This is a genomic window from Mesorhizobium sp. BH1-1-4 (genome assembly GCF_020165665.1).
GTDB lineage: Bacteria > Pseudomonadota > Alphaproteobacteria > Rhizobiales > Rhizobiaceae > Mesorhizobium.
Window position 1 is genome coordinate 275,199 of sequence record NZ_JAIUIN010000002.1, and the last position, 25,607, is coordinate 300,805.

General features: G+C 61.5%; 12 protein-coding genes and 2 pseudogenes. 8 read left to right on the forward strand and 6 right to left on the reverse strand.

Annotation, left to right across the window (positions count from 1 at the left end):
* Positions 1 to 188: 188 nt before the first annotated feature.
* Positions 189 to 581, forward strand: a complete 393-nt coding sequence (locus tag LB569_RS04915; protein ID WP_224691328.1) for an ArsR/SmtB family transcription factor — start codon at positions 189 to 191, stop codon at positions 579 to 581.
* 135 nt (positions 582 to 716) lie between these two features.
* Positions 717 to 899: a CGNR zinc finger domain-containing protein gene (locus LB569_RS04920; protein WP_224691329.1), complete on the forward strand. Its 183-nt coding sequence runs from the start codon at positions 717 to 719 to the stop codon at positions 897 to 899.
* 197 nt (positions 900 to 1,096) lie between these two features.
* On the opposite strand, the gene LB569_RS04925 is transcribed toward LB569_RS04920, so the two are convergent.
* Positions 1,097 to 1,345 carry a DUF982 domain-containing protein gene (locus tag LB569_RS04925; RefSeq protein WP_224691330.1) on the reverse strand — a complete coding sequence of 83 codons (249 nt, stop codon included), beginning with the start codon at positions 1,343 to 1,345 and terminating at the stop codon, positions 1,097 to 1,099.
* A gap of 189 nt (positions 1,346 to 1,534) precedes the next feature.
* On the opposite strand from LB569_RS04925, the pseudogene LB569_RS04930 reads away from it, so the two are divergent.
* A pseudogene (locus LB569_RS04930) lies at positions 1,535 to 2,488 on the forward strand (GGDEF domain-containing protein); the annotation flags it as partial.
* A 97-nt stretch (positions 2,489 to 2,585) separates the two neighbouring features.
* Here LB569_RS04930 and LB569_RS04935 read toward each other — a convergent pair.
* The 3 genes and pseudogenes from LB569_RS04935 to LB569_RS04945 form a co-directional block, all read right to left on the reverse strand.
* On the reverse strand, positions 2,586 to 3,041 hold the full coding sequence (locus LB569_RS04935) for a MucR family transcriptional regulator (protein ID WP_224691331.1): 456 nt from the start codon (positions 3,039 to 3,041) through the stop codon (positions 2,586 to 2,588).
* 347 nt (positions 3,042 to 3,388) lie between these two features.
* On the reverse strand, positions 3,389 to 5,002 hold the full coding sequence (locus tag LB569_RS04940; RefSeq protein ID WP_224691332.1) for a Tad domain-containing protein: 1,614 nt from the start codon (positions 5,000 to 5,002) through the stop codon (positions 3,389 to 3,391).
* 208 nt (positions 5,003 to 5,210) lie between these two features.
* A pseudogene (locus LB569_RS04945) lies at positions 5,211 to 6,429 on the reverse strand (IS30 family transposase); the annotation flags it as partial.
* A gap of 641 nt (positions 6,430 to 7,070) precedes the next feature.
* On the opposite strand from LB569_RS04945, the gene LB569_RS04950 reads away from it, so the two are divergent.
* The gene (locus LB569_RS04950) at positions 7,071 to 7,808 is read left to right on the forward strand and encodes a hypothetical protein (protein WP_224691333.1); all 738 of its coding nucleotides are present in this window, start codon (positions 7,071 to 7,073) and stop codon (positions 7,806 to 7,808) included.
* Between the two features lie 167 nt (positions 7,809 to 7,975).
* Positions 7,976 to 8,239, forward strand: coding sequence for a LysR family transcriptional regulator (locus LB569_RS04955; RefSeq protein ID WP_224691334.1), 264 nt, complete (start codon positions 7,976 to 7,978; stop codon positions 8,237 to 8,239).
* A 68-nt stretch (positions 8,240 to 8,307) separates the two neighbouring features.
* Here the strand turns inward: LB569_RS04955 and LB569_RS04960 are convergent, their stop codons facing one another.
* Entirely contained in the window at positions 8,308 to 8,547 is a 240-nt protein-coding gene (locus tag LB569_RS04960; RefSeq protein ID WP_224691335.1) for a hypothetical protein, read from the reverse strand.
* A gap of 635 nt (positions 8,548 to 9,182) precedes the next feature.
* Here LB569_RS04960 and LB569_RS04965 point away from each other — a divergent pair.
* The 3 genes from LB569_RS04965 to LB569_RS04975 all read left to right on the forward strand — a co-directional run bounded on the left by LB569_RS04965 (position 9,183) and on the right by LB569_RS04975 (position 21,724).
* Positions 9,183 to 20,660, forward strand: a complete 11,478-nt coding sequence (locus tag LB569_RS04965) for an autotransporter-associated beta strand repeat-containing protein (protein WP_224691336.1) — start codon at positions 9,183 to 9,185, stop codon at positions 20,658 to 20,660.
* An 87-nt stretch (positions 20,661 to 20,747) separates the two neighbouring features.
* Positions 20,748 to 21,305: an invasion associated locus B family protein gene (locus LB569_RS04970; protein WP_224691337.1), complete on the forward strand. Its 558-nt coding sequence runs from the start codon at positions 20,748 to 20,750 to the stop codon at positions 21,303 to 21,305.
* A 215-nt stretch (positions 21,306 to 21,520) separates the two neighbouring features.
* Positions 21,521 to 21,724 (forward strand): hypothetical protein, encoded by a 204-nt coding sequence (locus LB569_RS04975; RefSeq protein ID WP_224691338.1) that lies wholly within the window; start codon positions 21,521 to 21,523, stop codon positions 21,722 to 21,724.
* Positions 21,725 to 21,938: 214 nt separating this feature from the next.
* Here the strand turns inward: LB569_RS04975 and LB569_RS04980 are convergent, their stop codons facing one another.
* On the reverse strand, positions 21,939 to 25,556 hold the full coding sequence (locus LB569_RS04980; RefSeq protein ID WP_224691339.1) for an autotransporter outer membrane beta-barrel domain-containing protein: 3,618 nt from the start codon (positions 25,554 to 25,556) through the stop codon (positions 21,939 to 21,941).
* Between the last annotated feature and the right edge of the window lie 51 nt (positions 25,557 to 25,607).

The window sequence follows — 25,607 nt, forward strand, 5'->3', positions numbered from 1 at the left end:
GCCCCGCCAAAAACTCCTTGATATGATAAGCCACTGCCGGCCCCCACCGTCTCGAATCATCCGTCAGGCAAACTAACTCCACGACTGTGCCCGCTGCCGAAAGGTGGCGGGCTCTTTTAGCATCTGCTTGACTACTGAAGCCGTCGCAGTGATTCTGCGCGCGGTTTCGGATTCGCCGGTAGAAGCTTGTGACTTACGTTAAGAAACGACTGACGGAAATTCGAGCAAACCCCGCCCTAGGGCGGCGCCCTAAACGAGCCAGCTTCCGAAAACGGGTCTCCCTCGCGGCACAATTTCTCACCGCCTTGGGGAACGATAAACGCCTGTTGACCGTCATGCATGTAATCCACGGCGAGCGAACGGTTTCCGACCTGCTTTCCATAGCGGGCGGAAGTCAGCACTCCCTTTCGCAGCATCTGGCGCTCCTTGTGGAACGCGGGATTTTGGAGTCCCGCGCCGAAGGGACCTGGCGGTACTATTCCTGCAAGTCGGAAGACGCCAGAGCCATCATTCGGCTGCTTGACGAACTGGCGAGAAACCAAATTATTCCTACGCGGATTGATGTGCCACCGAGGCCGTGAGGCCCATCCGGACGGTCGTTGGCTTTTTCATACCTGAAGCACTGAAAAAGCTGGCGACCGACGCAGTTTTAGGGGGCTTGGGTTTTCTGCGTCGGTCGTCAGTGTAGCCGGCATCCGGAGGGGGCGGTTGAGTTCATGGTGGAGACAAATGACCGCCGCCGCGTGCGCGAGTGTAAGGGGCGCCAGTGCGGGTGGCTTTTCCTCGATACCTCGCGTGGCGGGCGGCGGCGCTGGTGTTCGGACGAGACTTGTGGCACGCGAAGCCGTGTGACGCGCTTCAGGGCAAAGTTGGAGACTGCAGGCGGCGGACGTCCGTGAGCTTTGACTCCAAAGACCTACGGGTGCTGTCGAAAACGGTCTTTGAGCGCGGCGAGCCTTGCTTACCGCCGAGGTGAGCTCACCGAATGCACACCCAAGTCTCCGGCAGTGTCGACGATCAACCACCACAGCGCTGAATCTGATTTGCGAGCAATTGGATTACAGCGCGCGAGGTGGGATTTGATCCGCCCGCTCGATCAATTATTCATGAAACTCTCCGGAAGCAGATCCGCCTCCATGGCGGCGGCTATGAAGGCGATGCGCACTTCTGTGTCGCTACAACGTCCGATTCGAGCCTCAACCAACGCGGCCAATGCCGCAAGAAATTCAGGCCCGTCCGACGGCCACGAGCCATTCGTCAGAACGTCCGCCATCTCGGTTTGCGTACGAACTAGCCGGATCCCGTGTCCGCACTTGATCGGCACTTCCAGACGACGCTGGCTCATGCTTATCAACCACTTGAGAAACAGCAGGTTCCACTGCCCTTCAAAAGTATTGGAGCACGAGCAGTGAGTCTGACAAGCAAGGCAGTAAGCAAAGGCTGGCCAAGCTCTTCGATGAGCAGCCATTTCGTGAGAGGGGGCCAATGACCAGGCATCGCGTCTAACGACAGCAGAGCGACTGCAGACAAGCCAAGAGATCGCGATTCCCAAGTTCAGCCTTGCCTGCTAATCACAGCGATGTTCCTCATCTTATTGTCGGTTGCGCTGGTCGGCGTGAGTGCAGGGGGCGAGTTCTACGAACGCCATCTGAATATCATGCTGTTCGTGGCCATTACCGCGATCATCATCTTCGGCATCCCTCTGGCGTGGTCCGTGGCTATTGCCGCTTTGGCGCTCGCCCTTTATCTCGGCTTTCAATTGCGCAACCCCGCCATCGACCTTGGGAGCACGACGGCTGCAACGCTGTTTTTCGCGAGCGGGATCTTCGCAACAGTTGCTGCAGGCGGATCATGACAATTCTCGCTCAGAAGACTTTCCTATTTGAGCTTCGCGACAAGCGCAGAGTCGCCGAATTGGCGAAAGCCAACGACCGGCTTAAACTCTTAGCGAGTACCGATCCGCTCACCGGCATCGCAAACAGGCGCTGGATGACGGAAACCCTCAACAAACTATGGGCACCGACAGCCGCTGCCGAAATGGTGCAGCGATCCTCATGTGCGACATCGACTATTTCAAGAAGATAAACGACCACCTCGGCCATGCAGAGGGCGACCGCTGCCTAGTGGAGGTCGCGAAAATCATCCAAGAAAATATCACGCGCGATTGCGACCACGTGGCCCGATATGGCGGCGAAGAGTTCCTCGTGCTTTTGCCGGGCGTGAACGAGAAGGAGGCCCTCTCTGTAGGGGAGCGTATCCGTAGGAGCGTCGAAGGTGCCGCTTTCACAATCCGGGATCGCGAGTGTCGCGCAGCGTCACGATCAGCGTCGGAGTTGCTGTTCAGACCCCGGACCAAGCCATTTCACAAGAGCAGCTACAGCGTCATGCTGATGACGCACTTTACGTTGCCAAGCAGACTGGGCGCAATCGCGTCCTGCTCCACACACCGCAACCTGAGAAGCGTAGGCCTTTGCTATCAACACGTTGAGGCATGACGAGCGATGTGGGAAGCGCTCACTCGGCGCAATCAAAAATTGCGCACATTGCCGCCGTCCTTGATAACGCTGCGAGTAGGATAGTCTGCGTCAGACTTTGGCTTTCCGATTTGCGGCGGTTTTCTTCGACGATGTCTTCGCGCCCGGTTTACGGCCAAGCCCAATCGTTTTTGCGAGAGCTGACCGCTGCGCCGCATAGCTCGGCGCAACCATCGGATAATCCTTTGGCAGGTCCCATTTTGCCCGGTACTGGTCGGGTGTCATGCCGAGCAGACCGAGATAACGTTTCATGGATTTGAACTTGCGTCCGTCCTCGAGGCTGATGATGTAGTCGGGGAACACAGACTTCTTGGGATTTACAGCTGGCGTCAGCGGAGCCAAGGGTGCCTCAACCGGCTGCAGAAGGTTCGACAGCGCGGAATTCACGCTGGCTATGAGGTCAGGTAGACCGGCCACGGGCGTTGCGTTGTTCTGTACATAGGCAGCGACGATGTCGGCCGTCAGACCCAACAGGTCGGATTTCGTCTGCTCGCTTACATCGTCCATATCTTTATCTCCGGTTTCGCTCTGTCCCCTATGCGGAAAGACTGACGAGCGCAATTACTTTGCCGGATTAACGGCGCGGACCTACCTAATTCGAAGAGCTGCATACGCGTTGCTTAAGCACCTTCGTACGTGCCGGCGAGCGTCGGCGAGTCGTGGTACACATCGGGTCCGAAGGCAAAGAACATCCGGTTAGGGCGCACGCCGAGGGGGCTCGCGGCGGAACGCAGCTAGGCCAACCTTGTCTAGATCGACGTGACATGCGCTCCGAGAAGCTCTCTGGTTGTCATTTGCTGCTGCTGGAGGACGTCCTGTCAACGCATTCCGATGATGCTTTATCAGCGGAGAACTTAGTCGTTAAGTTGCAGGGCAGTGCACTTTCCCGCGATCTCCTGGAACACGTTCGGCAGCTTGCTCGGATCACTCACTGCGTAATAGTTGCTCGGATCAGTTGCGCATTTGCCGTAAAGGACCCGGTTGGCCGCCGTGTCAGATTGCAGGGTAATCGTATAGATCTGGACCTGCTGAGCCTTCAACTTCTGACACACGTCGAGAGTCCAACGATCGACCTGGCGCGCTGCATCGGTCTGGTTGCTTGTTCCAAAGCGTCCCGACGACAGAAAGCCGTAGGAAGTGTAATCTGACTTCTCCGGTTCCCCGCTGGCTCCAAAGACAACATTCTCGCCGTCCGTCAACAGCACGACAATCTTGCTCGTGTTGGGGGCTCTCCACGAGGCTCCACCGGTGTAGGGAGGATCAGGCGAGAGAACCCGCATACCCCAGGAAAGCCCCTCGGAGACATTCGTGCCAGAGCCATTCCACTCTTGCATTTGCGCGGCGGCGGTTCGCAATTTGTCGACGTCTGTGGTCAAAGGGACCACCGGAGTTGGGCAGGCACGATTAGGACCCACTGTCAGCGGCCCTTTTTTGTCATTTATCTTTTTAGCCTTGGGGGTTTTGTATTTGGCAACCTTCTTGTCTTTCCCTTTTTTGTCGGTGCCGTCCGCCACGTCATCGGACAGATAGGAGTTGTTATAGATCTTGGTATCGTTGCCGTAGCTTGCGGATGGATCTGTGGCGTCTTCCGGATCATCTGGCGCGAAATATGGCACGAACAAACTGTCGGCATTAGCCTGGCCCGGCGCCACATCGGAAATGCCGGCACTTCCTGGGCGAGCCTCGACACAGCCCTTCCAGCCTGTGCCCTTCCATCCGGTCCCCTCTGCCAGATCCTTGAACAGATCCATGTGGTTGACGCGCTTGCCATCGGGCAGAAGGGGGAAGTTGACCCCGTTGTTGGGCGACTTGCCGTCCATGTCGATCCAGGCTGGATCAAACTCGTCGCCATTAACGTTGACGGCGGTGACGAAGGGGACAAGCGCGGCGGTGATCTTGCGGTTCGGCGACTTGGCGCCATCCAAATTGTTGAGCAACGCTTTCGTCGCCTCTCGAAGGGCTTGGATTTTGGCGCCGGCCATTGAACCGGTGTTGTCCAAGACCATAACGACTTCAAGATTGTTCGTGGCCTCTACCGCGCCCGCATCAACCACTATGTGCTGATTTTCACCAAAGAGGAAGGCGAAGTTGAGGGCTGCGTCCGCAGAAGCAACGGCTTTAGTTTTAATGTAGTTCAAGCCCTCGTCGATGGATAAGGTTACGTTTGCGTTCGAGAGTTCGCTATGATTGGCGACGTTGACCTGGAAAAAGCGCTCAAAGGCCTGCCTGCGGTCCGCTTCATTGTCCGACAGGTGCGATGAGGCGAGCGTTGCGGCGTCCAGCGAGGCTTGAAGGTTGACCTTTGCTCGCATAATGGTGGTGACATCCGTTGCGAAGCCCACGGCCGCCAGGATGGCAGGTATGCCAACCCCAACATCAGCGCGAAATTGCCGCTCTTCGAACGGCAGAAATCTCTGGGCAGCACGACAACCTCCCTGTCGTTGGACATCCTTCTTTGAACAGAGCATGGTTGATAGGTTGTTGAGATAAGCTGGTCATGCGGGCAAGGCCGACCGGTTGGTTAAAAGGCTCTTACGGCCTGATCCATTAGACCCCGCAGGGCGAGCAGCACCCCAACAGGGTGATGGCCCATTTGTCAAAACGGCTTCCAAAACTGACCCCGAATTGGAGGGCGGATTCAACCGGTCGTCGCATCACGTCGATCATCTTCTGTTTGAGGATGCGGTCGAGTGCCTCCGCAGGTGTTCGCCAGCCGAGCGTCTTGCGTGGTCTCGTATTCAGGGCATGGGCAGCGGCGTCAGCTCCTCGGCGCCATGTTGGCTGAGATCGGTGCCTTTCGGAAAGTACTGTCGCAGCAGGCCACTTGTGTTTTCGTTGCTGCCGCGCTGCCAGGGCTCTGAGGGTCGCAGAAGTAGACCTCACGACCAATGTCGATCCGAAGCTGGGTGTGCTGCGCCATCTCGGCGCGGGATCGTCCCAGATGTGTCGGCAGGGTCATGATGTTCCCTGATATGGCATCGCGGACGGCTTGGTACCATGACCGGCAAGACCCGGACCGTTCTTGATCGACTGATCCTTTCCATGGCCTTCGATGCGCGGCAAATACGGGAGCATTGTGAAGCGCGTGGTGCGCTCGACCAAAGTGCCGATCGCCGAGCTTCTCAGTCCGAGAATTAGGTCGCCCTCCCGTGGCCCGGCACCGCCTTGTCGTCGATCTGGGCGGTCGCTGATCAGCAGTGCGTCCGCGATAAAGGACTTACCTCGGTTCCGCGCACGTTCCCAGGATAAAACGCAATGCTCGGCCAGAGCGCAGGCAGGCCGAGAGCTCCCGCCTCAGAGCGCCCCTGGATGTAGAGTGCCTGGTAGATTGTTTCTTGGCTGATGCGCAGGGTCAGATCCTGGGGGAAGTCGACCATCAGGCGTTGCGCGATCTGCTCTGGGCTCCAGGCCAAAGACCAGCGTCGGCTCTGCCGATGAACGGCTCGCCGCTTGTTCCATACCACAATAGGTCTATCGAAAGCGGCGCCCTCCGGTGTGGCGACCAGGCCGGCGAGCCTGTTCTGCACGTAGTCGCAGGGGAGGATTGCCTGCCAGCTTGCTGGCTTTCGGGCGCAGTGCCGCACAGTGTGCATGCCACTGCGCGGTGAGCCCGGTAATCTGAGCACGGCAATAGTCCGCATGATGAGGTTCGGTTCGGGGCCCGAGAAGGCATGTCGACAAGGCGACCAGATGCCTGCCCACCGGCCGTCTGTACGCCGCTGCAGCCAGGCGGTGGACCGATCCCAGATAAGCTGCCCGCAAATGAACGCTCGCCGCCACTCGCATTCTTGATGTGGGACAAGAATGTACGCAATTTACCAAGGGGGCCGGCCCAGGAGAGGAACCTTTTTGCAGAAATTAACTGGATGATCCCTGGCGCGCCTCTCACTCGGATCTCCCGTCGCCCTCCCGTGGCGGCCTACGAGGATCCTCTTAGCTCTGCCCGGAATAATGTTCTGGCAGGGTCGGGCGGCCCGTGTCGACGCGCGCCTCGATCCCTCGGCGCGGCTGGGGGCGAGGCGGAGGCGGCGTTCGGCTGACACGGCCTATTCGTACCTGCCGCCGAACAGGTCGCCGACCGCGCGGCGCTTCTTGTAGGTGAGGTCGCGCTGGCGGAGGTGCTCCGGCTTGCCGTGCAGCATGTGGCAGCGCTGGCAGATCGCCCGCAGGTTATTCGACGCGTTCGCTGCAAGTCCAGGTTCTGGTCGAGGGTTGAAACGCGCGCGTAGCCGATGAGCATGTCCGGATAGGTCTCGCGGCGACGTTATCCGCACAGTAGAATCCTTACATAGTTTCCGTACACAATGGCGATGGAAAACCGTAGTCGACGACGTCGCTCGCATGTGTCCGGAAAACGGTCGTATTCCGTACATCAACGTTGCGTTCATTTTTTGTTCACTGGTCAACAGGTACGTGTTAGCCTACATACGCACTACGGAAATGAATCGGAGGAACTCCGAATGAAAGACATCATCATCATTTAACTCTGCGCTAAAGCGCGGTAAAACGCCCCAGGGAAACTTGGGGCGTTTTGCTATGGGCGAATTGCTTGGGCACTTAATTGGTTTGGCGCCGGGTAAATCAATCGTTGACATACCCGAGGGCTATGCCGTCCTTATCACGGGCATCCTTGTCATATTTGGATGGTACATCTCGGCACGCCAGTCGACCAATGCGTTTAGACGCGAGAAGGCCAACAAATATCTTCTCGCCGACAGTCACCCGGTCTACCCGATCCTGAAGAAGCTCACGAACCCGTACTTCATGAGCCGGGTCCAGTTTCCGAGGTATGGGGACCTCGCCAATGACCCCCAGCTCAACAAAGATATCCGAGAGGCTTTAGTCTACTTCGAGTTCGCGGCCGTCGACATCCGGCACGGGCTGGTCTCCGAGCATTACATATATGTGTCACAACGCAGCCTGACCATGAATGTGTTCCAGCAGTCACGGAGGTATATTCTGAGCGTCCGGGAATTGCATAATCAGCCTTCCGCGTTCCGGTCATTCGAAACGCATTATATTCGCTTGGCTCATAGACACTTGAGCCTGCTGCTGGACCTAATCGAGTTCGTCCTGCACCGCCCATGGTTTGCAGCTACACGTTTCATATTCCGGTGTCAGTACAGGATGGGTTCACTCGGCCGCCAGTTTGATCGAGAACCTCTTGCTGCGACCCCGGCTGAGGTCGCTGAGGCTATGAGGCGCGCTACCCAGCTCATCAACCTGATGCGGATTCTGATTGTTGCGGTCTTGGCTTGGGCATTGTGGCCCTGAGACGGCCGGTTAATTGGTATGCTTTTCGACTTCCACAGCTATTTCGCATCGTAGGCCGTATAGTCCATCGTGACCGTCGAACCACGCTCCTCAGTCACTGACCCCAGTCGGTCTCCAGCGGCTGCCAACACAGCGTCGCCGGGGTGCTTTTTACTGGCCGTGCGGACATGCGCGGCGAGGATGGAGAACTGACATTGGCGCCGAATCTCACCGATCTAAACGCGTTTCTGGCCGTCACACAATCCCGCAGTTTTCGAGACGCCGCGCGCAAGCTTGGCGTCAGCCCCACCACGCTCAGCACAACCGTGCAACGGCTCGAAACGAGCCTCGGCGTCCGGCTGCTTCACGGCGCACGCAGCGACGCTCTGACACGCGCACCCAGGAAATCACCCAGTAAGGCCCACATACGAATTCTGTCGGTGTGGAATTAACGGGGTTTGGCTGGGTCGACGCCGCGCCAACGGGAAGCGGCAGCCTCAGGACTGGCGTTGCGAATGCATTAAATCTCGCTGAGGCTTTGATCTTCTTGTCGCCGATTGGGGGAATGCAGCGCTGAGATGCAGCGCTCCAGGCGCTCCAACCGGGACTTGTGAGACCGCAGTTGAATGCCGATCTCATGGAGCTTTGCGCGTTTATCGGCGCGTGTCGCAATCAGCTCTTGCTCAAGCCGCGCAATGTTTTTCCTGACAGCTTCTGCGTCGGCAACCCGCTGTTGCCTGATCCAGCCACGCCCTTTCATGAATGCCGTCCGTGAACTCAATTATTCAAAGGATCGGACGCATTGGCGTGGCATATAAAACTGGCAGAATGGTCGCAAAACTCAGCATTCCTGTACACAGCCGCGCTGCCATGCCATTCGGACGATGCGGCAAGCCAAACCCGTACCGCAGTATGGCACCCGAGGTTGTCGAAGCAACCCTAATTCGGCATTTCTGATCGTCCCACGGCGCCAAGCCAACCTTCATTTATATTAGCGAGTTGAAATATTACGGGCGAAACATTTCGTTTGAAGGCGTCGCCGCCAGCCGGCCACCGGAGCTTTAGTTGGTCCTGCAGTCAGAGCCTGAATTAGCTAAAGCGATACTGTGGCGTTATGGATACGCTTACTAAACACGTCGCCTGCCAGCATTTTTTTCATTGATATTTAGTTCCCTTACGGTAACCCTGTCTTCAGGGTTGAATCGGGGGGCACATGCGACAGGGCGAATCCGCCGTTGCAAGTGGGACAAGCGTCCCGCAGCACCTCCTGTTCTATCATCCATCGCTCAACCCTTGCCTCACTCGGACAGAATGCCGTCCCGGTGGTGGCGAGGCAGCAAACGTCATTCTCGAATGGAGCCCGTTCGGACCGTGAGGCCGTCGGAGCGATTGACCATGCAGCAGACGACCCGGCACGAGGCAAGCGGAACCCAGCGCCAGTCGAAGGAAAGTGTAGGTGAAGGCAAGGCGTCACGCTGTCGGCCGGCGGCCGCTTTCTCGCATTTCCTGCGCGGCGGCCGCATGACCAAATGGAAGGGCCAAACGGCGAGCTTCGCGCCAAATCTGGTGCACCTGGTCTCTGCCGCAATGCTCTCGTCTACGGTGTTTCTGGGGGTGGCTCCAGGTCAAGCGTCGGCCGCCGACCTCTATTGGGACTTCAACAATACCGGCGTCGGCCTCGGCGGGCCCGGAACGTGGGACACGACCTCGTCCTCGTGGAACACGACCGGCAATGACGTGGCCGGGCCATTCACGATCTGGAACAACGCGGCACTAGACGATGCCATCTTCCAGGGAACAGTTGGCACGGTGACACTCGGTGCGCCGATCACCGTGCACAACCTCACCTTTAATACCGCCACCTACACCATTGCTGGAACAGGCGGTAACACGCTCACCCTGGCCGGTGCGTCTCCCACCATCACCGGCGCTGCCACGATCAGCGCGGTCATCGCCGGCACGGCGGGCCTCACCAAGGCTGGTGGAGGCGCATTGACCCTGTCCGGGAGCAACACCTTCACTGGCAACGTTAATATCAATTCTGGATCGCTGTCCGTCAACGCGAATGCGGCGCTGGGCAACACGAGCAACATCGTCAATCTGGCCAACGGAGCCTCTCTGAGTTCTAGCGGATCGCTGGCCGGACGCACGGTCAATCTCACTGGCGGTCAAGGAACTGTGAGCGTTGCCGGCACGGGCTCCGCCCACTTCACGGGAAGCGGCGGCCTCATCGTTGGCGCCGTGGGCAGCACGGGCTCGATCAATCTGAGCGACAACACCAATAACTTTACCGGTGCTGTAAGCTTTGCGGTAAACAATGCAGCGGCGGCCTCATTCACGTCGATCGGCAACATCGGAGTAGCCAGCGCGCTGGGTGCCGGGGATACGATCGGTCTCCAGGCCAATACGGGTGTATCGGCCCTCAATTACACCGGAACCGGCGATACATCCAACCGGAACTGGCAGATCACCACAGGTGTCGGATCGCCGACTGCCTTGCTCCAGAACCTCGGTAGCGGGACTTTGACGCTGACCGGCAATATGGCCGCGACGGGTGGTGCTTCTGTCGCATTGTCGGCCGTCAGCGCTGATTTGCAGGCGCTGGGTGTCCTCAGCAGTTCGACGGCCAACACGTTCAGGTTCATCGCCAGCAGCAACGGCACGATAACGCTCGGTAATGCTAACAGCTTCACCGGTGCTGCTTCGATCGAAGGCGGCACCGTCAAGGTCGGCACTTTGGCCGCTGGAGGGGTAAACAGTTCCCTTGGCGCAGGTACCAGCATTGCGTTCTCGAACGGAACCCTCAGCTATACCGGTACGGGCGCAACCAGCAATCGCACTTTGTCGATCAGCGGCACGACAAGCGCGATCCGCAACGACGGCTCCGGAGCACTGACGTTCAGCGGGGCTGCGTCCCTCGCGGGCACCCTGACGCTCGGTGGCAGCTATACCGGTGCAGACAACACGATCTCCGGAATTGTATCCGGCAGCGGCACCTTGGTCAGCAGCGGTAATGCTACGTGGGTGCTGACCGGCGCGAACACGCGCAGCGGCGCCATCACCGTGAATGGCGGCACGCTGCGCGCTGGCAGTGCTTCGGCTTTCGGCACAGTGACTAACGTCACGGTCAACGGCGGCACTTTGGATCTCAACGGGAACAACCTGGCGCCCGTCTCACTCAGCGGCACCGGCGGCACGGTGGCGATGGGGAACGCCAATCTCACCCTCAATCTGGGCTCGGGAGTCAACAACAGCTACGGCGGCAGCATCGCTGGCACCGGCGGCAGCCTGACCAAACTGGGCGCCGGCACGCTAACCCTGACCGGATCCAGCACCTATACGGGCGCGACGACAGTCGGCGGTGGCACGCTGGCTCTCGACTTCTCACCGGCGGCAGGGCCGACCAGCAACATCATCTCGGCTTCTTCAGCCCTGGTCATGAACGGCGGAACTGTCAAGATCACAGGCGCTGCGGGCGAAAACAACGTCCAGAGTTTCAATGGCCTCACGGTTACGACGGGCAACAACACGGTGAGCGCCACTTCCGGAATCGGCGGCAGCATGACCGTCAATCTCGGCCCCATCACCCGCACGGGCGGCCTTGCCAATTTCGTGCTGCCCACCGCCGGTGCGATCACCGCGGCCGGACCGGATCGGGCGCTCGGCGGCTGGGCGACCGTCAACGGGTCGGATTACGCCAAGGTGGTCGGCGGCAACATCGTCGCGTTCACGGCCGGCGACTATGTCAATCAGGATGATGCGAGCCAATGGCAGGCCAATCAGATCCTGAGCGACGCCGGCGGCGGTGTAAACACGCCCTTCTTCAACACCGTAGGGTCCAGCATCCAAATCGGCGGCCTGCAGTATACGGCAGCCGCCAATTCCACGGTCACCGTAGCGGCCGGCCAGACCCTTGGGGTAGACGGCACGATCATTGTCGCCCCTTCTGTAACCGGGGGAAGCCAGACGATCACCGGCGGATCGATGACAGGTACGCTCGGCGGCGGCGTGCTGGGTATCCAGCAGAACGGTGGCGGCACCTTCACCATCGCCTCGACCATTGTCGACAACACGGGTGCTGTCGGCTTCAGCAAGGCTGGCACCGGCAAAGTGGTGCTCAGCGGCAGCAACACCTATACCGGCGCCACCACCGTTAGTCAGGGCATTCTCTCGATTAATTCTGTTGCCAATGCCGGATCCGCCAGCGCGATCGGCGCTGCCTCGGCCAATTCGTCCAACCTGGTAATCCAGGGCGCGACGCTGGAATATACCGGCGGGACGGCCTCCACCGACCGCGGCTTCACTATCGCCCGATCGGGCGCTGCTACCTCGGGCACGATCTCGGTCACCAACGCTGCCAGCAACTTGACCTTCTCCGGACAGGTGGTGAGCCCCGACGGCGCCAACTTCGTCAAGGACGGCGCGGGCACACTGACGCTTGCTGGAACTAACAGCAGCTATACCGGCACCACTACGGTCAACGGTGGCACACTTGGCGTCACCTCGCTCGCCAACGGCGGCGTCAACAGCTCCATCGGCGCCTCCACCAGTGCCTCCGCGAACCTTGTCCTGCAGAACGGCGGCAAGCTGGATTACCTCGGTGCGACAGCGACAAGCAATCGAGGCTTCACGCTGGCTTCTGCGGGGGGGATCGGGGTAAGCAATGCCTCCACCGCGCTGACGCTGGGGGGCGCGGCTACAGGTCCCGGCCGTCTCACGAAGACGGGTGCAGGCACGCTGATCCTTGCAGGCACCAACGACTACACCGGCGGCAACTCCGTTACCGCTGGCATCCTGCGGGCGGGCTCGACCAGTGCTTTCGGCTCCGGCCCTGTGGACGTGGCCACCGGCGCAACGCTCGACCTCAATAACTTCGGCAACACCGTCGGCGCGCTCGGTGGTACGGGCAATGTGACGTTGGGCACGGCGCGGCTTACGATCATCGGCAACGGCGCCACGTTTAGCGGTATAATCAGCGGCGCCTCTGCAGGCGGCGTGACGTTGACCGCGGGGACGCAGACGTTCAGCGGATGCAACAACACCTACAGTGGATCCACAGTCCTGCAAGGCAGCAGCGTATTGAACGTCGGTTGCCTGGCCAATGGCGGGCAGCCAAGCGACATCGGCACCTCAAACAACGCCTCCACCAACCTTGTCTTTAACACCGGCGCACTGAACTATACTGGCGGCACAGTGACGACCGATCGCGGATTCCAGCTTTTGGGCGGTACCGGGGCCGTCGGCGTGGCGAATGCGGCGACGACGTTGACGTTTGGCGGCCAGGTCGTCGGGGGCGGCGTCCTGCGCAAGGATGGTGCGGGAACGTTGATTCTGTCCGGCAACAATATCTATACCGGTGGAACAATCGTGACCGCGGGCGCCCTGCGCGCCGGCTCGACCAGCGCATTTGGCTCGGGCGGCATGACTGTTAACGCCGGCGCAACTCTGGATCTTAATGACCAGAGCAATACCGTTGGCGGCCTCGCGGGTGCCGGCAGCGTGGCTCTTGGGTCTGGCACGCTCACCCTTAGCAATGGCTTGAGCTTCAGCGGCTCGATCGCTGGCGGTGGCGGCCTGGTCAAGAGCGGGCTTGGCACGCAGACGTTGTCGGGCTGTAGCAGCAGCTATGACGGCAGTACAACGATCACCGGCGGCGTGCTTGCGGTCACCTGCCTGAACAATGGCGGCGTCGCGAGCTCAATCGGTGATTCAAGCGCTGCCGCAACCAACTTGGTGCTCGACGGCGGCACCCTGCAATATATCGGGGCGGTCGGCAGCACGAACCGGCAGTTCACGCTGGGCAGCGGCGGTGGCAGCCTTGACGCTTCGGGCAGCGGCGCGATCAATTTCACCAGCACGGCGGCCGTCACCCTCTCGGGCGCTGGCAATCGCACGCTGACGCTGACCGGCACCAATACGGCCAACAATACGCTTGCGGCCCGCATCGACAACCCGGCCGGCGCAGCCACTGCGCTGACCAAGAGCGGCACCGGCACCTGGGTCCTGCAGAACGCGGGGAGCACTTATACCGGCGTTACGACGATCAGTGGCGGCGTGCTCGCCGTCGACAAGCTCGCCGATGGCACCCATGCGAGTTCGATCGGCCAATCGACGAACTTGGCCTCCAACCTCGTGATCGGCAGCGGCTCGACGCTGCGCTATACCGGCGCCGGCGACACGACCGACCGTCTCTTCACCTTGCAGACCGGCGTCAGCTTCATCGAATCGTCCGGCACCGGCGCGGTCGTTTTCAGCAATACGGGGTCGGCCGCCTACACCGGAGTTGGCAGCCGAACGCTCGCGCTGGGCGGCACCAACACCGGCCTCAATACGATGGGCGGTGCCATCATCGATGGTCCCGGCGGTACGACTACGCTCGCCAAGAATGACACCGGGACCTGGGTGCTGACCGGCAACAACAGCTTCACCGGCAACACCGTCGTCAACGACGGCAACCTGATCATCGGCAATGGCGGCACGTCGGGCAATGCCGGCGCCGGCAATGTCATTATCGCCAACGCGACCTCGACATTGTCGTTCAACCGCAGCGACACGTTCGCTTTTGCGGGCAATCTGAGCGGCGCGGGCAACATTGCCCAGATCGGCACCGGCACGACAAGGCTGACCTCGGCGATCGACAGCACCATCGGCGGCACGACCCGGGTCGATGCCGGTATGCTAGAGCTTGCCAGCAATCTCACGAGCGGGGCGACGACCGTGAACGCCGGCACGCTGCAGGTCGACGCTGGCAAGACGCTGACGACGCCGGCGATGGCGATGAACGCCGGCTCGACATTGACCGTCAGCGGCACCGTGCAGAAGAGCGGGGCCACGCAGGCGGCGATCACCGGGGACGCGGGCGCGAGCACAATCAACGTCAACAGCGGCGGAACACTTCTGGCCAACGGCGACCTCGGCGGCGGCAGCGACGTCGTCAATCTGACCGGGACGTTGAACACAGGCGCCGGCGCGCTCAACCTGGGTGCCGGCAACGACACGCTGACGCTCAATGACGGCGGTGCGATCTCCGGAATGGTCAACGCTGGCACCGGCGGTGAGACAGGGGCCGGCGATACGCTGCAGGTGGTCAACAATCTGCCCCGTACACTGGATGGGGCGAACGTCACTGGCTTCGAGAGCCTCAACAAACAGGGCACCAACACATTATTCCTGACCGGCAATCACAGCTACAGCGCCGGCGTGACGACCGGCACGGGCACGCTGGAGGTCGGCAACGGCGCTACGGATGGCACTCTGACGACGCCGACGGTGGTGGACGATGGCGCGCTAGCGTTCAACCTGAACAGCGACTACACATTCGGCGCGACAATCTCTGGTGCCGGCCGACTGATCAAGCTTGGCACCGACGTCGTGACGCTCACCGGCGCCAACAGCTACGCCGGACCCACCAGCATCCTTGGTGGCACCTTGCTCATCAATGGTGACCAGTCGGGGGCCACCGGACAGACCACCGCTGGCAATGGCACGACGCTCGGCGGCACCGGCACCATCGGCGGCAACGTTACCGTGGCTAACGGCGGTACCTTGAGCCCCGGCGGCGCTGGCAACGCGCCGGGGACGCTCACCATCAACGGCAATCTTGCTCTCGGCGCCACTTCGGCGATCAACGTCAATTTCGGCGAGGCGAACGTGCCGGGCGGCGCGTTCAACGACCTCATCAATGTCGGCGGCAACCTGACGCTCGACGGCACGCTGAATATCACGCAGACGGCGACTGGCACCTTTGGCCCGGGCGTCTACCGCGTCATGAACTATAATGGCGCGCTGACTGACAACGGGCTCAATGTCACCGACCCGAACTACTTCGTGCAGACCTCGGTCGCCCACCAAGTCAATCTGGTCAATTCGGCAGGCCTGACCCTGAGCTACTGGGACGGTAATGCCGGCCCGCATTCCAACGGCATTGTGAACGGCGGCAACGGCACCTGGCGCGCCGCCGGCGACCAGAACTGGACGGACGCAACCGGTCTCTTCGCGGCACCCTTCGCCAATGCCAGCTTCGCCATCTTCCAGGGTGCCGCGGGCACCGTGACTGTGGACAACACCAATGGCGCGGTGCAGGCCGCGGGCATGCAGTTCGCCACCGATGGCTACCTGGTCCAGGGTGCGGATATCGCGCTGGTCGGCCCGCAGTCAATCATCCGCGTCGGGGACGGCACGCTGGCCGGCGCTGCCTATGTCGCGACCATTGCGTCCAACCTGACGGGCGCCAGCCAGTTGCTGAAGACCGATGCCGGCACCCTGGTGCTGTCGGGGACCAACAGCTACAGCGGTGGGACCGCGATCAACGGCGGCACGGTTCAGATTTCGGCGGACGGCAATCTCGGCAACGCTTCCGGCGGCGTGTCGCTCGATGGCGGCACGCTCCATACCACGGCTGATATTGTTTCGGCGCGTGCCGTGGCGCTCAATGCCGGTGGCGGCACTTTCGACACGGACGCCGCGACCAGCCTTTCGCTGAACGGCATCGTTTCAGGGGCAGGGGCTCTTACCAAGGAAGGCGGCGGCACGCTCATTCTTGCCGGTGCCAACGCTTACCAGGGCGGCACTGTCATCAACGACGGCACGATCGAGGTCAGCAGCGATGCCAATCTCGGCAATGCAGCCGGCAAGGTCACGTTCGACAACGGCACGCTGCATGTCTCCGGGTTCGGATTCACTTCCGGACGAGACGCAACGCTCGACGCCGGTGGCGGTGCCATCAACGTCGACAATTTTGTGGAATTGGCCGGCACGATTGACGGGACCGGCGGGCTCACCGCGGGCGGCCCCGGATTTCTGGCTCTCAGCGGCGACAGCACCTACACCGGCGGCACGACCATCGCGAGCGGGGTTCTGCAGCTTGGCTCCGGGGGCACTACGGGCTCGATCCTGGGCGATGTTGTCGACAACGGCAATCTCGGCTTCGATCGCTCTGACATCTATAGCTTTGATGGCCTGATCTCCGGCAGCGGCCAGATCACACAGGTTGGCTCCGGCACCACCGTGCTTACCGCCGACAACAGCTATACCGGCTCGACGTCGGTATTGGGCGGTTCTCTGTACATCAACGGCGACCAGAGCGCCGCAACCGGCCCGACCTCCGTCAACGCCGGCACGCTGGGCGGCAATGGTATAATAGGCGGCGACGTCGCCTTGGCGCCAGACACTACGCTGGCCCCCGGCGGCCTCGGCGCGACACCCGGGACGCTGACCATCAATGGCAGTCTTCAACTGGCTGGTGGCTCCAACCTTGATTACTCCTTCGGTCAGGCCGGCGTGGTCGGCGGCGCCTATAACGACCTGACCGTGGTCCATGGCAATCTGGTGCTCAACGGCGCCATCAATGTCACCCAGTCCCCCGGCGGCAATTTTGGCCCCGGCATCTATCGTGTGATCAGCTACGACGGGACGCTGACCGACAACGGACTGGACAGCAACTCGCCCACTCACGTCGTTCAGACCTCGATAGCCGGCCAGGTCAACCTCGTCGATATCAGCGCCATGACGCTCAACTTCTGGGACGGCGACGCCGGCCCGAAGAGCAACAACGCTGTCAATGGTGGCAACGGCACCTGGCGGGCGGCTGGCGACGACAACTGGACTGGGCCGGCCGGCGACCTCAACGCCGCGTTCACCAACGGCAGTTTCGCAATCTTCGCCGGCTCTGCCGGTACGGTCAGCGTCGACAACACCAATGGCCAGGTCCAGGCCGCCGGCATGCAGTTCGCTACCGACGGCTATGTCATCCAGGGCCAGAACATCGAACTGCTCGGGCCGCAATCGACGATCCGGGTCGGCGACGGAACCCTCCCTGGAGCCGACTACACGGCGACTATCGCCTCCGTGCTTCAGGGCAGCTCGCAGCTCGTCAAGACCGACCTAGGAACCCTCGTGCTTGCCGGCACCAACACCTACACCGGTGGCACCGCAATCGAAGGCGGCACACTGCAGGTTTCGGGCGACGCCAATCTCGGCGATGCGGCGGGCGCGTTGTCTCTCGACAATGGCGCCACACTGCAAAACACCGCAGCCTTCAGCTCGGCCCGTGACGTCACGCTCAATGCGGGTAACGGCACGTTCCAGACCGATGCCGATCTCACGCTTTCTGGTCTGATCGCCGGCGCCGGCGGCTTTGATAAAACAGGCATCGCGGTGCTGACGCTGACCGGGACTAACAGCTATGCCGGACCCACCACGGTTGCGGCAGGCGGCCTCTATGTCGACGGCGACCAGAGCACGGCGACGGGACTGACCTCGGTGCAGCTCGGCGCCACGCTCGGCGGCAAAGGAACGATCGGCGGCAACGTCACGGTCGCCGATGGTGCCACGCTGTCGCCGGGATCCGCCGACGGGACGCCAGGAACGCTGGCGATTGCCGGCGATCTGTCGCTCTCCGGCGGCTCGATCCTCAACTACTCCTTCGGCGAGGCCAATGTCGCCGGCGGCGCCTACAACGACCTGACCACGGTCGGTGGCAATCTCGTTCTCGACGGCACGCTCAATGTGTCCGTGTCGGCCGGCGGCAGCTTTGGCCCTGGCATCTACCGCGTCTTCGACTACAGCGGCACGTTGACCAACAACGGGCTTTCGGTCGGATCCATCCCGTCATCGGATTACTTCGTCCAGACCTCCGTCGACCACCAGGTCAACCTGGTCAACACGGCTGGGCTCAACCTGAACTATTGGGATGGTGACGCCGGTCCGAAGTTCGATGGCACCATTAATGGCGGCAACGGCACTTGGCAGAGTTCCTCTGGCAACGACAACTGGACCGAGCAGACGGGCCTGATCAACGCCGCTTATTCGGACGGCGCCTTGGCCATCTTCGCAGGCAGCGCCGGCACGGTGACCGTGGACAACGGGCTCGGCCAGGTGACGGCCGCCGGCATGCAGTTCGCCACCGATGGCTATGTCATCGAGGGCGGCGACATCGGGCTCATCGGGCCACAGTCGACGATCCGGGTGGGCGACGGCACCAGTGCCGGCGCCGGCTACACGGCCACCATCGCCTCGGCGCTGACCGGCGACACCCAGCTCGTGAAGACGGATGCCGGAACGCTGGTGCTGACCGGCACCAACAGCTACACGGGCGGCACGGCGGTCAATGGCGGCACGCTGCGGGTCTCGGCCGATGCCAATCTCGGCGATGCGGCGGGCGGGCTCTCCTTCAACGGCGGCACGCTCAACACCACGGCAAGCTTTTCCAGCGGCCGGGACGTTAACATCCTCGGCCAGGGCACGCTTGCGACCGATGCCGGCGCCACGCTGACCCTCGACGGGGTGCTCTCCGGCGCCGGTGCATTGACCAAGAGCGGCGGCGGCACACTGGCGCTGACGGCCGACTCGTCCGGCTTCACCGGCACCACCGCGATCGGCGGCGGCACCGTCAACGTCTCGGGCAGCCTGTGCGGCGACGTCAATGTGCTTTCCGGCGGGCGCCTCGAAGGCACCGGCACCGTGTGCAACACGACCACTGCCGCAGGCGGCGTCATCGCCGCCGGCAATCCGGGTGTGCCGGGCACGCTCACCATTGCCGGCAACTATACCGGCAATGGCGGAACGCTGGAGATCGAGACCGTGCTCGGCGACGATACCTCCGCCACCGACCGGTTGGTGGTCACCGGCAACACCGCTGGCACAACCACGCTCAAAGTCGCCAATCTCGGCGGCGGCGGCGGGCAGACGGTGGAAGGCATCAAGATCATCGATGTCGGCGGCACGTCGGCCGGCACCTTCTCCCTTGCCGGAGACTATGTCTTCCAGGGCGACCAGGCGGTGGTCGGCGGCGCCTATGCCTACCGGCTCTACAAGAATGGCGTGAGCAGCCCCGATGACGGTGACTGGTATCTTCGCTCGGCACTGATCAACGGATCGCCGCAGCCACTCTACTCGCCGGCCGTGCCCATTTACGAGGCCTATCCCGGCGTGCTGCAGAGCCTGAACGAGCTCGGTACTCTGCAGCAACGCGTTGGCAACCGTTCCTGGACCGGCGCAAGCCAGGGCGCCGACGAGATCGGTAGCGTGCCCACCCAGAGTGCGATCTGGGCCCGCATCGAGGGGGCGCACACCAAGCAGAGCCCGGAGAGCGCGACCACGGTCTCGGACTATGACGTGACCACCTGGAAGCTGCAGTCTGGCTTCGACGGCCTTCTCTATGAAGATGCCACAGGCATTCTTCTGGGCGGCCTCACCTTCCACTATGGCACCGCTTCGTCCGACATCTCCTCGATCTACGGTGTCGGCTCGATCCAGGCCACCGGCTACGGCTTTGGCGGCACGTTGACCTGGTACGGCGACAATGGCTTTTATACCGACGCCCAGGGCGAGGTGACCTGGTATGACAGCGACCTCAAGTCTGCCACGCTCGGGAACGATCTCGCCAAGGGCAACAACGGGTTCGGCTATGCGCTGAGCATCGAGGCCGGACAGAAGGTCGCGCTGCAGGGCAAGTGGACGCTGACGCCGCAGGCCCAACTCGCCTATTCCTCGGTGCGCTTCAGCAGCTTCACCGATCCGTTCGACGCTGCGGTGTCGCTGAGCGGCAGCGATATGCTGACCGGCCGCGCCGGCCTGTCGCTGGATTACGAGGATGCCTGGACCGGCACGCAAGGCAAGGTCAGCCGCTCGCATCTCTACGGCATCGCCAACCTCTATTACGATTTCCTCGACGGCAATGATGTCGACGTATCGGGAGTTGGCTTCCACGAGCACGACCAGCCGTTATGGGGTGGAGTGGGTATCGGCGGTTCGCTCTCCTGGGCCGACGACCGCTACTCGGTCTTCGGCGAAGCCTTCGCCAAGTCGAGCCTGAAGGATTTCGGCGACAGCCGGTCGATCGGCGCGAAGCTCGGCTTCAACGTGAAATGGTAGACGCGAGCCGCGCTGCAGAGCGGAGATATCGACCATCCGGGAGCAATGCGCGCTTCCGGATGGATGCATGAGAGAACGGACAAAATCATGAAGCGGAAGAATTGGGGCAGAAGCGTCCTGCTGGTGGCCACCGCGCTGCTGGTCTTGGGCTTTGCCATCTCGGCCTTTGCGCAGGAGGCCGGCCTGCCGGGAGGCGCAACCTCGCTGAGGGAAGGGCACGGCGACTGGACGGTGTCCTGCAACATCACGACGCAGAACGGCGCCCCCAGCAAAGCGTGCGCACTTTCCCAGGAGCAGTCCGACGCGCAGTCGCGCCAGCGGGTGCTGGCCATTGAACTGCGCCCCAGTGGCCAGGCCGTCCAGGGAACACTGGTGCTGCCATTCGGCTTGGCGCTGGACCAAGGCGTGACGCTTCAGATCGACGACGGTGTCGTGCTTCCGGCGCTACGCTTCCGCACCTGTCTTCCTGGCGGTTGCCTGGTCAATCTAAGCTTCGAGGACGACACCTTGTCGGCCTTGCGCAATGGATCCAGCCTTAAGGTGAAGGTCGTCGCCGACGGTGGCAAGGAGACGAATCTGGCTCTTTCGCTGAAGGGTTTTGCGGGAGCGCTCGACAGGACAGCCGCGCTGCTGCAGGAGCCATGACTGGCGAGTGAACCATCTTGAAATGTCAGGGCGGCAGCGGGTAGCTGTCGGGCTAAACGAAAGCTTGCCCTCCGGATCTACCGCAAGGACCATCGCGAAATGTACAAGCGAGACCGCACCAGCAACGCGCGGGAGATAGTACGGGAGTTTATCGCCTGTTTTTGGCCGAGCATAGTCCTCACCCTCCTGTTGATCCCGCTTGCGTGGTGGTTTTCATGAACGAAGATTGGCGCCGCCCGACAACGGCACAGGCAGAGACGGCCGTCAGGCATGCGTTTAGGTGCCTCAATGATGCCCGCAAGGTGATGACGCGTGCGGAGTTCACAACCTACGTGCGAGAGCACGTCAATCAGCTTGGCGGTCGAGGCTTCGCGCTCGACATTGGCGATCTTATCGTTGAGGCGGCTACCGTTGACTAGATCTGCCGCCGATCGGCACCCGGATGAGGGGCCCTATCTTTCGGCCCTCGATCACAACGCCTGCCAGCACTTCATACGGCGAATTTCCGCGATCCCTGGTGTCTTTGGTGTGGCGACCCGCAAAGGAGCCGACGCCGTGGCAGGCAGATCCTGGAATTCAAACAAGGAGACCCGCCGCAACAGCAGCGGGCCTTCTTTTATCAGAGGCTAACCCTCACCACGACATGCGGAAGCCCACAGTGCCGTAAAGCACATGGCTATTGCCGAAGTTCTCCAGGCCGGTCTTGGCCAGCGCCTCCCCATAGAGCGAATACTTGTCGTCCGCCCAGCTGTAGGTGCCGCCGATGCCGACACCACCCCATAGAGCCTGGTTCTGGCTGACCAGCTTCACACCTGAGACATCGACATCGGTACCGTCGAGGAAGTCGTTGTAAAGGTTGGCGATGCCATAGAGGTGCGTCCGGCTGACCTGGCCCGCGGCATCCGCCCACTGGTCCTCGTAGTCCGCCGACAGGCCGAGCCGCCCGACCAAGCTGTCACCGCTGCCGGGTGACACCCTGGTGCCGAACTTGTCGGTGAATGTGTCGAAGCGGACATCCGAGTAAGCAAGCTGTGCCTGCGGGGTCAGCGACCACTTGCTGGACAGCGCGATCTTCTGGCCGCTCTCGATGCTCAGCGCATAGCCGAAGCCGTTGTTGCCATCGGCAAGCGTGGTGCCGAGCGTGGCCGAGCGGATGTCGCTGTCGTACCATGTCGCCTGAGCCTGGGTGTCGACATAGAAGCCGCTGTTGCCGTACCAGGTCAGCGTGCCACCGACGCCGTAGCCGGTGGCTGCGATCGAGCCCACCCCATAGATCGACGAGATGTCCGCCGAAGCCGTGCCGTAGTGGGCCGTGATCCCGCCGATCAGCACGCCGGCCTCGTTTTCATGCAGCAGGCCGTCAACACCGGCCTGGAGCCTCCAGGTCGTCACGTCGTAGTCGGTGCCGGTGGTCGAGGTCTTCGGATCGAGCTTGGCATGTGCCGCCTCGATCCGCGCCCAGATCGCCCCACCGTCGACCGGACCCTGGCCGGGGACATCAGCCCCTTCCGGCGTCGCACCTTCGCCCCATGAGCGGTTGCCGACGCGCTGCTGCAAGGTGCCCAGTTCGTTGAAGGTCTGCAGCACGCCTTCATAGGCCTCGTAAAGGGGCGCACTCGGCGCGTAGAGCGGGCCTGGCGGGTTGCCGGGCGTGGTAAGCGCGGAACGAAGGTACCAATCACCGTCATTTGGCGTGCTCACGCCATTCTGGTAAAGCCGGTAGGCATAGGCGCCGCCGATCACGGCCTGGTCGCCTTGGAAGACGTAGTCGCCGAGCAGATGGAAGCTGCCCGAGGAGTCCGCGCCATCGACATTGACGATCTTGATGCCTTCCTGAGTTTGCGCACCGATGCCGCCGAGGTTGGTCACCATTACCGAAGTGTTGCCGGTGCTGTTGCCGTCGATCTGCAGGAGATCGGTGTCGGAGCCATCACCGCCCAGCACTGTCTGTAGGTGCAGCACACCATTGGAGCCCACGTAATTGCCCCCGATCGTAAAGGTGTCGCCGGCGCCAGTTCCGCCATTGGTAAGGTCGACTAGGCCGGCATTGCTGAATGTACCGTGCTGGCCCTGGGTGAATGGCACCACGCCAAAGTTACCGCCTCCGGCCAAAAGGGCCGAGCTGGAGTCGATGGTGAAGTCGCCGGTGCCCGTTCCTGTGTCGCCCAGGACGAAATTACCGTTCAGCGTGAGTTCTGAGCCATTGATGAGCTGGGCCGTCTCCCAATTCTGGTACTGTGCCCCCCCTACTGCCTTTGTGGCATCAAAAGTGAGGGCATCGGTGCCCAGTCCGCCATTCATAACGGTGGTCCCGATCGTGGCTTGTGTGAGACCGCGCAGGATCGCGCTGTCGTCGTCAGCCCCGAAGTCGGTGGCGAATATCGTGCCACCGGTCCACAGCATCCCATCGGCGCCGGCACCGAATCTGGTCGTCCCGGTCATCGTGCCGCCACTGAGGTTCAATTGATCATCGCTCGAGACGCCATTCGAAAGCGAATTATCACCAACAATCGATCCAGCCCTTTGATTGATAGTGGTATCTTTATCGGAGATAATTCCCCAATTGCCACTGATAAGCCCATCATTTGTGATGGTGTGTGCAACGGCACTAGCGCCCGCTAGAATGATGCCCTGGTCGCTCACAATTCGTCCGGAGGCTTCGTTAATTATGCCACCGCTAACATCGGCATTGAGGAAATATACGCCTGTTGCGCCCGCCGTGATGTTACCACTGTTGACGATTGCTCCGGAAACTGTCGTGCCAGCGGCAAAAATACCGCTGTTTCCCTCAATAGTGCCGCTATTAGTGATGTTGCCGGAGAACGCGGTCATGCTTTGAATTTCAATCGCGTAGACGGCGCCGCCGGTTATAGTTCCGGTATTGGTTATGCCACCGGCAAGGGTTGAAGCGCCCATTGCGATGCCGGATCCGGTGGAGGTAATGATTCCCGCATTGCGAATGCCGCCGTTCGCTGTCGCTCCAGTATCTAATGAAATTCCCGCGAAGCTACCGTTCAGACTCCCTTCGTTGGCGATCTCACCATTCACGACAGAGCCGGCTCCGGTAATATGGGCGCCGATGTAGCCGACGACCGAGGCTCCCTCGGTGTTGGTGATGCCGTTCTGCACCGTCGCGCCCGAATAAACGCCCATCCCGACACCGGCGACAGTTATCGTCCCCCCATTGGAGAGGCTTCCGACAGTCGCGCCCTCGATGGCACGCATTCCGTGCGCGTTCGACGTGATGGTGCCGCTGTTGTCGACCGCCCCCGTCACCGTTCCGCCCTGCACGAGAATGCCTTCCCCGGTAACGTTGAGCGTTCCCGCGTTCGAGATGCCGGCTCCTACAGTGCTGCCGGCGCCTGAAACGTGTACGCCGATGGCATCGGCTATGGTGCCGCCTTGCGCGTTGGTGATGGCGCCAAGCACGTCCGCACCGGAGTAGACGCCGATGCCCGCGCCGCCAACGCCGGTAATGGTGCCGCTATTGGTGAAGCTTCCCACAGTCGCGTCCTCGATGGCGCGCATTCCGTGAAACGTTGTAGTGATGGTACCGCTGTTAGTGACCGCGCCAGCCACCGTCGAACCCTGGACGAGCACGCCTTCGCTGCTAACATTGAGTGCGCCGGCGTTGGCAATGCTACCAGCCGAGGCGCCATTAACCAGGCGGATGCCGTTGGCACCGGCAGTAACGGTTGCGCCTGCTTCGTTGTTGATGGCGCCGATGACAGTCGAGCCGTCGATGAGGATGCCTTCGACATTGCCACTGAGGCTGCTGGCATTCGTTATGCTGCCGGCTAAGGCTCCGTTGAACAGGCGGATGCCGTAAAAGCCACCACTAAGCGTGCCGCTATTGCTGATGGCACCCTGAACAGTGGCGCCACCAATAAAAATGCCCTCGACGCCGGTTGCTGTCCCTTGGTTCTGGACATTGCCCGAAATGATGGTGGTCAGCACCGGATCGTTGTCCACGATGCTGATGGCCTGCCCGGGCGAGGTCAGCACACCCGTTGGCGTATTCGTGACATCGCCGCTGACGTCACTGTTCTCGACATTGATGCAGTCGGCCGCTCCGGAATTGCTCACCGGGCCTGTATCGGTATTGACCACATTCGGGCCCGTGGCGCACGCGGCCAGGGCCTCTCCATGACCAATGATAAGCGCGCCTGCCGCTGCCGCCGTCAGAAGCCCGAGCTTGCGCCGCCGGATCACACGATGGGAATCCGGAGTGTCCTCGTTAAATGCGTTCATTCTCTTTTGCCCTGATCAGTGCGCCCGACCACGCGAATCAACATCGGGCGT